This is a genomic window from Streptomyces sp. GS7, assembly GCF_009834125.1.
In the GTDB taxonomy this organism is placed as follows: domain Bacteria; phylum Actinomycetota; class Actinomycetes; order Streptomycetales; family Streptomycetaceae; genus Streptomyces.
Genome location: NZ_CP047146.1, coordinates 8,426,104 through 8,438,289, shown reverse-complemented (window position 1 = coordinate 8,438,289; position 12,186 = coordinate 8,426,104). Strand labels below are relative to the sequence as shown.

Annotated in this window: 10 protein-coding genes; 2 read left to right on the top strand and 8 right to left on the bottom strand. The window is 71.5% G+C overall.

What is annotated here, in order from left to right; translation table 11 throughout:
- Positions 1-2: 2 nt before the first annotated feature.
- The 7 genes from GR130_RS36665 to GR130_RS41475 form a co-directional block, all read right to left on the bottom strand.
- The gene (locus tag GR130_RS36665; RefSeq protein ID WP_443043738.1) at positions 3-1,670 is read right to left on the bottom strand and encodes a TraM recognition domain-containing protein; all 1,668 of its coding nucleotides are present in this window, start codon (positions 1,668-1,670) and stop codon (positions 3-5) included.
- Positions 1,667-3,136, bottom strand: a complete 1,470-nt coding sequence (locus GR130_RS36660) for an ATP-binding protein (RefSeq protein ID WP_159510460.1) — start codon at positions 3,134-3,136, stop codon at positions 1,667-1,669. The genes GR130_RS36665 and GR130_RS36660 overlap by 4 nt, the downstream gene beginning before the upstream one ends.
- A 39-nt stretch (positions 3,137-3,175) precedes the next feature.
- Positions 3,176-4,738: an SCO6880 family protein gene (locus GR130_RS36655; RefSeq protein ID WP_159508685.1), complete on the bottom strand. Its 1,563-nt coding sequence runs from the start codon at positions 4,736-4,738 to the stop codon at positions 3,176-3,178.
- Entirely contained in the window at positions 4,735-6,042 is a 1,308-nt protein-coding gene (locus tag GR130_RS36650) for a hypothetical protein (protein ID WP_159508684.1), read from the bottom strand. Before GR130_RS36650 ends, GR130_RS36655 begins: the two co-directional genes overlap by 4 nt.
- Positions 6,032-6,883, bottom strand: a complete 852-nt coding sequence (locus GR130_RS36645) for a hypothetical protein (RefSeq protein WP_159508683.1) — start codon at positions 6,881-6,883, stop codon at positions 6,032-6,034. The genes GR130_RS36650 and GR130_RS36645 overlap by 11 nt, the downstream gene beginning before the upstream one ends.
- Positions 6,884-7,530: 647 nt before the next feature.
- Complete coding sequence (locus GR130_RS36640; RefSeq protein ID WP_043265539.1) at positions 7,531-7,839, bottom strand: hypothetical protein; 309 nt, start codon at positions 7,837-7,839, stop codon at positions 7,531-7,533.
- A 231-nt stretch (positions 7,840-8,070) separates the two neighbouring features.
- Positions 8,071-8,193: a hypothetical protein gene (locus tag GR130_RS41475; protein WP_268249826.1), complete on the bottom strand. Its 123-nt coding sequence runs from the start codon at positions 8,191-8,193 to the stop codon at positions 8,071-8,073.
- 216 nt (positions 8,194-8,409) lie between these two features.
- On the opposite strand from GR130_RS41475, the gene GR130_RS36635 reads away from it, so the two are divergent.
- Both GR130_RS36635 and GR130_RS36630 read left to right on the top strand, forming a co-directional pair.
- The gene (locus GR130_RS36635; protein WP_328707583.1) at positions 8,410-9,399 is read left to right on the top strand and encodes a C40 family peptidase; all 990 of its coding nucleotides are present in this window, start codon (positions 8,410-8,412) and stop codon (positions 9,397-9,399) included.
- A 227-nt stretch (positions 9,400-9,626) separates the two neighbouring features.
- Positions 9,627-10,355: a phosphatase PAP2 family protein gene (locus tag GR130_RS36630; RefSeq protein WP_159508681.1), complete on the top strand. Its 729-nt coding sequence runs from the start codon at positions 9,627-9,629 to the stop codon at positions 10,353-10,355.
- A gap of 108 nt (positions 10,356-10,463) precedes the next feature.
- On the opposite strand, the gene GR130_RS36625 is transcribed toward GR130_RS36630, so the two are convergent.
- Entirely contained in the window at positions 10,464-12,041 is a 1,578-nt protein-coding gene (locus GR130_RS36625; RefSeq protein ID WP_159508680.1) for an FAD-binding oxidoreductase, read from the bottom strand.
- Positions 12,042-12,186 lie beyond the last annotated feature (145 nt).

Here is a 12,186-nt window from a genome sequence, read left to right as displayed (position 1 = left end):
CCTCAGGCCGGCAGGGGGTCCTGCGGCCAGCGGGCGCGGGCCTGTTCCCGTGAGCGCATGGTGGCCAGGGTCAGCAGACCGTGCGAGCGGCCCGTCGCGAGCAGCCCGGGAAGGGCGGGCAGCGGGGCGAGCGCCGCGATGTCGTCCAGGACGAGGGTGAGTGGTGGGTCGAGCCGACCGTCAGATGACCGTTCGGCCATGCGGCGGCCGTGCTCGACCACGTGCGAGAGGAGTGCGGTGATCAGCGGCATCGCACCCGGGTCGGTGCGCGGATCCTCGATGGACTCGCCCACCAGGTAGAGCGTTCCCCCCTCGTCGATGAATGAATCAAGAACGAGCGCATCCGATCGCAGCGGATTGCTGGAGTCGCGGATATGAATCGAGGAGAGCGCGGTCAGCGCCCGGCCGACCAACTCCTTCGCCATTTCCCGGCGTTCGGCATGCGCGGTGAGCGCCGACTCCAGCTCGCCCGCCTGGCCGGCGGACGCCTTGGGGTGGGTGCGCAGGATCTTCACCGGCTCCTGCGCGGCCCCGGCGGCGTGCGCCCAGCGGTGCAGCTGGCGGAACGGGCGGCCGTCCAGCGCGGCGGCGTGCAGCCAGCACCGCAGCAGCGTCTGCGCGGCGTCCGCGACCGCCGAGTCCAGGGTGCTCGCCGGGCGTACGGGGGCCAGCAGCGCGGTGGCGCGGGCGGTGGCGGTGGCGATGTCCTCGCACCCGGAGGTGGGCGACCAGCGCAGCCGGGCCGGGGTGTCCAGGCGGTGCGTGGGGTCGTAGGCCAGCACCGGGCCCAGCTTGGCGCGGGCGTCCTTGGTCCCGGACCACAGGGCGGGGTCGGTGGTGGCGACGATCAGCGGCCCGGGGGCAGCGGTGGCGGCGGCCAGCGCCGCGGCCCGGGCGACCGCGCGGTCGCTGCCGAACTGCACACGGGGCAGGGCGGGTTCCGCGGCGGGGGCGGGCTCCGGGGCATCGGCGGTGGTGGCGGTCGCGCGCTGCTCGGGGGCGGCGGCGGGGACCGGTTCCGCCACCGCCGGGGGCACCGGAACCGCCGGGGACACCGGCTCCGCGGGCGGGGCCTCCCGGGCGGCGGCGGGCGTCGCGGCCGGTGCCGCTGCCGGTGGCGCCTCACGTACGGCCTCCCGCGCCGCCGGCTCCGCGGTGCCCGGTGCCCCGCCCCGCTCCCGGCACCGCTTCGCCCGCCGCGCCGCCCGTACGGCCCGGTAGCGGGCGATGGTGCCCAGTGTGAAGATCGACAGCACCAGCAGCACCATCAGCTCACCGATGAAGATGCCCCAGAACAGGCCGTATCCCGGGAGTTGGTCCTTCGGGGTGCCGGGCCAGGCCGCCGTGATGTCGTGCGGCGCCGAGACCAGATGCTGCAGCGCGATCGGCGTACCGGGATACGACACGCCGTCCGGCCAGGCACCGTGCGCGAACAGCCCGGCGAGTCCGGTCGCCGTCCACACCACCAGGGTCAGCCCCAGCAGGAAGGCCAGCAGCCCGACCAGCAGGGAGTCGGGGATGCCCCGTCCCCTGGGCCGGTCGCCGCCGGGGCCGTCGCGGTAGCCGCCGCCGTAGCCTCTGCCGTCGTAGTCCCGGCCGTCGTAGCCCCGGCCCCGGCCGCCGTCGTACCGCGGGCGGCCGTATCCGTCCTCGTCGTATCCGGGCGTCACGCCACCGTCTCGCTCGACTCGTCCCTCAACTGCCGTTCCATCGCGATGGCTTCGGCGCGCGCCTCGGCCTCCGCGTCCGCCGCCAGCGAGATCGCCCGCGCCTCGTCCGTCGGCAGGGCGGAGGACTCGGTCATCGCCCGGTCGGTGTAGACCAGCGGGCGCTCGGCCTCGGTGATGAGGTGCTTGACGACCTGGACATTGCCGTTGACGTCCCAGACGGCGATACCGGGGGTCAGCGTCGGGATGATCTCCACGGCCCAGCGGGGCAGGCCGAGCACCCGCCCCGTGGCCCGCGCCTCGTCCGCCTTCTGGGCGTAGATGGTGCGGGTGGACGCCATCTTCAGGATCGCCGCGGCCTCCTTCGCCGCCGCCCCGTCGACCACGTCGCTGAGGTGGTGGACCACCGCCACGAACGACAGCCCCAGCCGCCGGCCGAACTTCAGCAGCCGCTGGAAGAGCTGCGCCACGAAGGGGGAGTTGATGATGTGCCAGGCTTCCTCGACCAGGAAGATGCGCTTCTTGCGGTCCGGGCGGATCCAGGTGTGCTCCAGCCAGACGCCGACGATCGCCATCAGGATCGGCATCGCGATGGAGTTGCGGTCGATGTGGGACAGGTCGAAGACGATGAGCGGCGCGTCCAGGTCGATGCCCGCCGTCGTCGGGCCGTCGAACATCCCGCGCAGGTCGCCGTCGACCAGCCGGTCCAGCACCAGCGCCACGTCCAGGCCCCAGGCGCGGACGTCGTCTATGTCGACGTTCATCGCCTCCGCGGAGGCCGGCTCGGGGTGCCTCAGCTGCTCGACGATGTCCGTGAGCACCGGCTGCCGCCGCGGCCGGGCTCGCGCGGCCTCGTCGTCGTCCCCGCCCTCCGTGTCCTCGTGCTCGCTGAGCACCGCGGCATGCGCGACCTTCAGCGCGAAGCCGGAGCGCTCGTCCAGGCCGTGCCCCATCGCGACCTCGATGATCGTCCGGAGCAGGGCCAGCTGGCCGGTGGTGGTGATGGACGGGTCGAGCGGGTTCAGCCGGATCCCGCCGTTCAGGGCGGCCGTCGGGTCCAGCCGGATGGGCGTTATCCCCAGCTCCTGGGCGATCAGGTTCCACTCGCCGACGCCGTCCTCGCCCTGGGCGTCCAGCACGACCACCTGCCGGTCGCGGAACCGCAACTGCCGCAGGACATAGGTCTTCTCCAGCGCGGACTTGCCGTTGCCGGACTCGCCGAGCACCAGCCAGTGCGGGGCCGGCAGCTGCTGCCCGTACAGCTGGAAGGGGTCGTAGATATAGCCCTTGCCGCTGTAGACCTCGCGGCCGATGATCACGCCGGAGTCGCCGAGGCCGGGGGCGGCGGTGGGCAGATAGACCGCCTGCGCCTGGCCGGTGGAGGTGCGTACGGGCAGCCGTGTCGTCTCCACCTTCCCGAACAGGAAGCTGGTGAAAGCCTCGGTGAGGGCACCGAGCGGATCGAACATGGCCATGACGTACGCGCCTCCCAGGGCTTCAGCGGCGTTTCAGCGGCGGATACCGGTCGCGAACGGAAGGGTGTTCACAAAGGCCCGGTGGTGCTCACGGTCGCACCACTCCAGCTTGAGGTAGGACTTGCCGGCCGAGGCCCGGATGGTCCGCTTGTCGCGGCCCAGCGCCTCGGGCGAACGGGACGAGACGGTGATGTAGCCGACGAGGTTGACCCCGGCCGCGCCGGACGCCAGGTCCTCGCCGCGCTGGTCGACCCGCCCGTGGTGCGCGACGTCCCGCGGGTCCACCACCCGGTTCATCTTCGCCGCACGGCTGGCCTCCGCGTCGTCGTTGGTCTTCTCCGTCAGCATCCGCTCGATGGCGACCTCGGTGGGCTCCAGGTCCATGCAGACCGCGACCGTACGGATCACGTCCGGGGTGTGCACCAGCAGCGGGGCCAGGAAGTTGACGCCCACCGGGGTCAGCGGCCACTCCTTGACCCAGGCGGTGGCGTGGCACCACGGCGCCCGCGTCGACGACTCCCGGGTCTTCGCCTGGAGGTAGGTCGGCTCCATCGCGTCCAGCTCGGCCGGCCAGGCGTTGCGCCGGCTCATCGCCTGGATGTGGTCGATCGGGTGGTCCGGGTCGTACATCGAGTGCACCAGCGACGCCAGCCGGGCCTGCCCCAGCGGCTGGCGCACCCGGATGTCCGCCTCCGCCAGCCGGGCGCAGATATCGGTCAACTCACGGGCCATCACCACCGCGAGACCCGCGTCCCGGTCCAGCTTCGGGCGCAGCAGCCCGCCGCGGGTCGCCCGCGCGGCCCGCGCCATGGCGTGCGCCTCGGCCGCCAGCTCGCGCGTGTAGTGCATACAGGCCACCAGATAGGCCCGGTGCTGCTCGGAGGACGTGGAGACCATCGACTGCAACTGGTCGTACGACTCCTGCAACCAGTGCGGGGACTGGGCATCCCCGCGCTGGGCGACGTCCTTGGCATGCGCGTCCGGGTCGGCGGGCAGCGTCCGCGCCAGCATCTGCAACCGGGTCACGAACCCGTCCCCGTTGGCCACATGCTTGAGCAGCGTCCCGAACCGGTCGACCAGGGCCTCCTGGTCCTCGCTGTCCCGCAGCCCGACGCCCGGCCCCTCGATCTCGATGGCGGCCGTCACCGTCCGCCGGTCGGCATGCAGCAGCACCGCGATCTCGTCCGGCCCGAACGGCGCCGCCAGCCAGTTGATCCGCCCGATACCGGGCGGTGGCCCGATCTCCACTTCCCGTCCGTCCAGCCGCACGCCCGCCTCCGCAGCACCGGAGCGGTAAACCGCCCCATTACGCACCGTACGCCGAAAACTCCGGCGAATCTCAAACCACTTGTAGAACGTCCGCCCCTTGTACGGCACATACACCGCGGCGAGCCCCACCATCGGAAAGCCCGTCAGCGACGCGATCCGCAACGGCAGCGCGGGCACCAGCAACCCGCACATCATGCCCAGGAACGCCCCCGCGATGATCAGCGCGATCTCGCCGGTCTCGCGGTTCTTGCCCACGATGGCATTGGGCCGGGCGCGCCCGATCAGATAGGTGCGCCGCGGCGCGATCGGATGGGACGGCGTGCTCAACGCCCTTCACCTCCTGCTGTCTTGCCGGTGCGGGCGCCGCTCGGACCGGGGTTCGTACGGGGCACCGGAACGGGTGTGGACGAGCCGCCGCCGGTACGCGAACCGTGCGCGGACACCCCGCCGGCCACCGCATCGGCCGGCCGGGACTGCCCGCCCTGCGGCTGGCCGCCGCCGTCCCCGCCGGAGCGGCGGGAACTGTGCGTCTTGATCCCCTGCGACACCAGCGCCGCCGGCGAGGAGATCATCGCAGCCGCCTGACTGCCGTCCGTGGCCCGGCCCTTGTTCGTCCGCGCCGACACCATCTCGTCCCCGAACCCGGGCACGAAACGGTAGATCACCGCACTGGCGAAGATCGCCAGCACAATGATCGCCAGCCCGGACACCACGGCCGAGAACGCGTTCGGACCCTTGTCACCCGACAGCGCCCCGGCGACTCCGAGCACGATCACGATCACCGGTTTGACCAGGATCACCGCGATCATGATGCCCGCCCAGCGCCGGACATGCCCCCACATGTTCTTGTCGACCAGCCCGGCGTACACCACGGTCCCCAGCAACGCCCCCACGTACAGCAGCGCGGCCCGGATCACCAGCTCCAGCCAGAGCACCCCCGCGGCCAGCACGGACACCAGCGCGACCACGATCAGCATGATCGGCCCGCCGCCGATGTCCGTCCCCTTGGTCAGCGCCTGCGAGAACGCGCCGAAGAACGTATTGGTCTGGGCCCCCGTCGCCTTCGCGATGATGTCGGTGACCCCGTCGGTCGCCGAGACCACCGTGTAGAGAATCAACGGCGTGAACGCGGACGCCAGCACCGTCAGCCAGAGAAACCCGACGGCTTCACTGATCGCCTCCGTGAGCCGCACCCCGCGCACCGCCCGCTTGGCCACGGCGAGCAGCCAGAGCACGAGCGTGAGCACGGTGGACGCGGCGAAGACGACCGCGTACTGCCGCAGGAACGCGGCATTCGTGAAATCCACCTGAGAAGTGGCATTCACCGCCTCCGACAGCTTGTTGACAATCCACGCGGCGGCTTTCGCACACCCCCTGGCCAACGAGTCGAGGGGATCGAGGGGGTTGTTGTCGAGCGGATTGTTCGGCGGCAACTTCGGCGCCCCGGAACCGGCTTTGTCGCCGGATTGGCAGTAGTCCTTGGCGGGGCCGACGATCAGGTCGCAATTGTCCTTGGGGGACGGGCTGGGCGTCGGTGCGGCCAAAGCCCGGGTGGCGAGCATGAAGAGTGTGGTTTGTACGGACACCGCAATGCCGGTGATGGTGAGGGCGCGCCTCGGGTTACCGCGCATAAGTGAACCCTCCGTACTGCTGAACTGCCTTGGCGATCTGGTCTGCACCGGACGTCTTGACGTCCCCGTTGACCGGGGCGGGACCGTCCTGCTGGGAGAAACCGTCGACCTTCCAGTCCCCGTTCGCCCACTGAAGTTGGAGGCGCATGGTGAACCAACTGCTGGTCACCGGATTGGTCGACTGGGCACCGGCCGTGCCGAACAGGCCCGTGCACCACACTTCGAGGTTCGCGGTGTCGCCCGAGAGCTTCACGAGCTTGGTGCCGACGGGGACCGTGCGCGAGACGTAGGTCATCCCCTGGGCGGCGTTGCCGTTCGCATCCAGGCCGAGCTTCTTGAGGAAGTCGACGGAGTAGGCGGCGTTGAGCTTGGTCTGCATCTCGTCGACTTTGGCGGGGACGAACACCTGCTGGACGATCGCCTGACGTTCCTTCGGCTTGAGGATGTTGGCGGAGACCAGCGCCACCGCATAATTGGCCGCCGCCGACTCCGCCCCCTGCTGGGTCTTGGCGAAGCCCGAGGCGATGCCGCCGTTCTTGCCGGTGACCGGCTTCGTGCCGGTGGGGGCCGTCGGTTGGGCGGCGGCCGGGCCCTTGGCGGAGTCGCCGGAGCCGGCGGCGGTCTCGCTGTTGCCGCTGCCGCCGCGGTTGGCGAAGGCGATGGCCGCGATCAGCAGTACGACCACGCCGACGATCGTGACGAGGTTGCGGCTGGAGAGGCCGGACCGGGAGCGACGGGCCGCGCTGTAGGGGTCGCCCTCGCCGTCGGGGAGTCTGGTTCGTGTCTGGCCCGTGCCGGGGCCACGGTCGTCGCCGTAGCCGCCGTCTTCGCCGATGCTCATCGCGTCTGTGCCCCCTCTGCCGCCGTCGCCGTCGCCGCTGCCGCCGTCGCCGTCCGTGCTGTTGTTGTGCCGCCTTCATATGACCGTAGCCGCGTGGGCGGCGGCTCGGGCGAAGTGGTACGAGTACATCTCACGGTGACGGTTCCTCAGATGCTGGGCGGCAGCGGCGAATGGGGGACTCTGGGCTGTTTGTGCCCATCGTCCCCCCGGTGTCCGCCACGGCCTGCTGGTGTCCGCACTTGACTCCGGTCGCGGTTCCGGACCCGCCTGCGGACCTGTTTCCGGACTGGCCCCCCGGATGCACCTGTCCCCGCGGCGCGGGCAGCCCAATCGGCCCGCTGGTGGCGGGGGTGGCACAACCGTGGCACGGGGCCCGTCGGACCGGGGTGAGTGGGCGTCAGCATGGGGCCTCGGGCGGTGAGGGGGGACCTGTGGGGGTACGAGTGGGCACGGGGCGGCGGAGAGATGGCGGGCGGGGGCGCAGGGGTGGCGGCGCCGGGACGGGCGCGTGCCTGGATGCGCGGTGTGGTGACCGGTGGCGAGGGGCAGGGCGCAGGGGTGGGGGCCCGGCCCCGTCTGAGGGGCGCCGGAGACGTCCGGCGGCCGAGGTGTCCGGCCGCCGTGCTGTGGGGGGGCTGGGTGGAGGGCTAGACCGCCATGCCGTAGACGATGGTGAACAGCGTGCCCAGGGACCCGATGATGAAGACGCCGGTGAGGCCGGCCACGATGAGGCCCTTGCCCTGTTCGGCGCTGAAGGTGTCACGGAGCGCGGTGGCGCCGATGCGCTGCTTGGCGGCGCCCCAGATGGCGATGCCGAGGCAGAGCAGGATCGCGACCGCCATGATCACTTCGACCATGACGCGCGCCTCGTTGCCCAGGCTGCCGAACGGCCCCCAGTCCGGGGCGATTCCGCCGATGATGGTGGTGATGTCGCCTTTTGAGGCCGCCATGAACATGTGTGAACTCACCGCCCTATTATGGGTAGTTGTGTGCCCGCGCCGCACGGCGCGGACCGGGGTCTCTATCTTCGCTGACAAAGTCGCCATCAGACGGCGACTCGACGGCTTTCTTTGACGGATCCCGTGGGAGTGGGGTGTGCGGGGAGGCGTGTACCGCCCGTGGGGCCGCATTGTCTCACCGTGTGTATCACGGTGGATAACGCTGGGCAATGATCGCCGGGTGTCGGCCTACTTGGGGGCGTGCGACATCGCGAAGATCATGAGGAGCGCCACCAGGTGGATGGCGAAGAGGAAATAGCCCACCCGGAACCAGAGGTGCCGGCTCTGCTGCTTCGGATTGTTGGGGTCCACTGCTCCCGCCCTGTCTTGCGTCGTCCGTGCAGTGTCGCTCATCCGGTGGCGGTGGTGTGCGGGATGTGTGGAATCGCACCTTCTGGGCAGCGCCCCTCGGGCCGCCCCCTGCGCCGTCGGGTGCGCCGCGGTGCGGCGGCATCTCGCGCGGAGCGCGTCGAAACCGCTGTGAACCGGGCCTGAATGGGGGAGGGTTGGGGGGTGCGGAAATTCTGGATGGCGAGCGGGATCGGGGTGGGGCTGCTGCTCTGCCTGGTCGGGCTGCTCGTGATCGGTACGTACGGTGCGGCGGCGGGGCTGGCGGGGGCGACCGGCCGGGCGGTCGGGCTGGCGAAGGGGGCGGTACCGGCCGCGTACCAGCCGATGGTTCAGAAGTGGGGCAATCTCTGCCCGGCGATCAACCCGGCGCTGCTGGCCGCGCAGCTCTATCAGGAGAGCGGCTGGAATCCGCGGGCGCAGAGCCCGGCGGGTGCGCAGGGGCTCGCCCAGTTCATCCCGGAGACCTGGGCGGCGCACGCCGTCGACGGGGACGGCGACGGCAAGAAGGACATATGGGACCCCGCCGACGCGATCGCGTCGGCGGCCTCGTACGACTGCGAGCTGGCGCGCTATGTGAAGGACGCGCCGGGCGACGCGACGGAGAACATGCTCGCGGCGTACAACGCGGGCGCGTACCGCGTCATCCAGTACAACGGCGTGCCGCCGTACGGCGAGACGCAGGGCTACGTGAAGTCGATCACGACGCTGGCCAAGAGCTTCGAGGCGCCGATCGGGCCGGTGGCGTCCTCCCACCAGGCCGCGGCGGCCATCTACTTCGCGCAGGAGCAGCTGGGCAAGCGCTATCTGTGGGGCGGCGACGGGACGGCGGACCAGGGTGGGCGGTTCGACTGCTCCGGGCTGACGAAGGCTGCGTACCACTCGGTGGGCATCGAGCTGCCGCGGGTGGCGAACGACCAGTGGAACGCCGGGCCGCACCCGAACCGGAACGAACTGCTCCCGGGGGACCTGGTGTTCTTCGCGAACGACCTGAACGATCCGCGGTCCATCCACCACGTCGGGATCTACGTGGGCGGCGGGTACATGATCAACGCGCCGTACACCGGGGCGGTGATCCGCTTCGACAAGATCGACACGCCGGACTACATCGGCGCCACCCGCGTCACGTCCGATGGCGCAAAAGCGCTCCCCGCCGGAAACGCTGCGTGAACATAAGGCCCTGAACTGCGAGGACGAATCAAGCTTCGATAACGTCCTGGTGATCATCCGGTGGAGAGTGGAACGCCGGGGGTGGGCGACGCGTTTTCCTGGCGTGGGGACACAGCGCCACAGCAGGGCTCGTAGGCCGCACACGCTCGACGACCACACGACGGGGCAACGGGGGTTGGCAGCACACCACGGCGCTCGCGCGCGCGAAAGATAAGGGGCCACGTCAGATGGCTGGACTCGCACTGGAGGGGCCGAACCCTGACGTCGACGTGCTCGACGGCATCAACGGCCTCGCGAAGGCTGCCCCGCACTGGGTCAACCGCGCGATGGAGTTTCTCGGCGAGTACGGCATCGTCGCCGCCCTCGGAGTGCTGTGTCTGATCGCCTGGTGGGCCGCCCGGCGCAGGCCGGACGGGCCGGCCGCCATCGCCGGGCTGCTGTGGGCGCCGCTCGCCGCCGGACTGGCGCTGCTGGCCAACATCCCGATCCGGGGCTTCGTCGGGCGCCCGCGGCCGTTCAAGGAGCATGCCGGACTCGACGTGCTGATCCCCGGCAAGACCGACTTCTCGTTCGTCAGCGACCATGCGACGCTCACGATGGCGGTCGGTGTCGGCCTGTTCGTCGCGCACCGCAAGTACGGCCTGATCGGTATCGGGTTGGCGCTGCTGGAGGGCTTCAGCCGGGTCTACCTGGGCGTCCACTACCCGACCGACGTCATCGGCGGCTTCGCCCTCGGCACGGCCGTCGCGCTGCTGCTGGCGCCGCTCGCGCAGGCGCTGCTGGTGCCGCTGGCGAGCGCGGCCGGCCGGTCGCGGCTGGCCTGGCTGGTGCGGGCCCCGGGCGTACCGGCGGCGGAGGCGGCACCGGCCGGCCGCGGCGGTGAGAGCGGCCCGGTGGTGGCCACGGAGCCGGCGGTGCGGCGGCACGACGAGCGGGACAAGGACCTGGCGGCCTGACGGCCGTTCAGTTCGGCGGACGGCGCGGCGAAGACCTGGCGGGCGCGGATGGCCCGGCCCCTCCTGGAGGAGCCGGGGCATCCGTGTGCGCGGGACCCCGCGGGATCCTCAGAGCGCCTGGGCGAAGGTGCTGAACAGCCGCTGCGGGTCGTAGGTCTGCTTGACCTGGGCGAGGCGGGTGGCGGCGTTGCCGTAGTAGGCGGCCTTCCAGTCGGACAGGCCGGGGTCGGTGTAGTTCTGGTACGCGGCGCCGGAGGAGTGGCGCTGCATCGCGCCATGGAAGGCATCCAGCCAGGCGGTCCGCGCGCCGGGGGTGCCGTCGGCCGGCCAGGACGTCAAGTACTGGGCCAGGAACCGCGATCCGCGGTGGACGAAGGCGGTCTCCGAGGCGCCCACGCGGTTGACCGCCCCGCCCAGCGCGGTCAGCGCGACATTGCCGGTGACGCCCTTGCGCCCGCCGCTCTCTATCTGGGCCAGCAGGGTGTGGATGCCGTCCGCGGACAGCGAGCGGTCGAAGAAGTGCGAGCGGGCGGCGTAGGTCTCCCGGCCCAGCCGGCCGTCCCCGGTGTGGCCGGGCAGCGAACCCGGCATGTGGCACTGCGCGTTCGACTTGGAGGAGCAGCCCGCGTACGCCTCCATCGCGTCGAGGTAGCCGATCGGGGTGAGGTGCACGCTGGTGGCCGGGCCGGGGCCGCCGGGCTGGTCGGCGAGCTTGTCGACGGCGTTCTGGAGGTCGTCGTGGCTGCCGAGGGAGAAGGCCGCGACGGAGACGGCCGGGGTGCCGCCGGGGCGGGCGTCGAAGTGGGCGGTGGACCATATCTCGTCGGCCTGCGCCGGGCCCCACTTCTGCCAGGAGCCCAGCACCGCCGCGGCCTTGGCCCACGGCCAGGTCATGTACCCCATCACCGCGCGGGGCGCCGGGTGCGTACGGAAGCGGAGTTCGGTGACCACGCCGAAGTTGCCGTTGCCGGCGCCGCGCAGTGCCCAGAAGAGGTCGGAGTGGTGGTCCTTGTCGCAGTCGACGGTCTTCCCGTCGGCCGTCACGACGGTGGCGCCGACCAGGCTGTCGCAGGTCAGGCCGTACGCCCGGGAGACCACGCCGTGGCCGCCGCCGAGGGTGAGGCCGGATATGCCGACGGTGGGGCAGGAGCCGCCGGGGACCGTCACCCCGTGCGCGGCCAGGCCCTCGTAGACGTCGATGAGCTTGGCGCCGGCGCCGATCCGGGTGACGCCGCCGGAGGGCGCGCCGACCTTGGCGAGCGAGGAGACGTCGATGATGAGCTTGCCGTTGCCGCTGGAGTAGCCCGCGTAGGAGTGGCCGCCGCTGCGTATGGCTATCGGGGCGTTGTAGCGGCGGGCGAAGGAGAGGCATTCGGCGATGTCGCCGGGGTGCTTCACATAGGCGATGGCGGACGGCTTGAGGCCGTCGTAGCGGGTGTTGTAGAGGCGCCGGGCGGTGGCGTACGCCGCGTCCGAGCCGCGTATCAGCCGGCCGTCGAGGCTTTTGCCCAGCGCGCTCCAGGATGCCTGGGTGGCGGGGGTCTTGGCGGAGGCCGCGGTGTTCATGGTGCCTGCGGTGGTGCCGGAGGCGGCGTCGGCCCCGCCGGACGGGCCGTCGCAGCCGGTGGCCAGGGCGAGGGAGGTGGCCGTCAGGCCGCCGGCCGTGAGGAGTGTGCGCCGCTTCACTGGGATGAATCCCCCTTGATTGTCGTACGGTCCGGCCCCTGCCGGCCGGCGGGCCGGCCGTGGTCGTGGGGCGTGTGCCGGGACACCGCACCCGGCGGGGCCGCGTTTCCCCTGTGGCCGCAATCCGCCGGGGCACCCCGCCGTC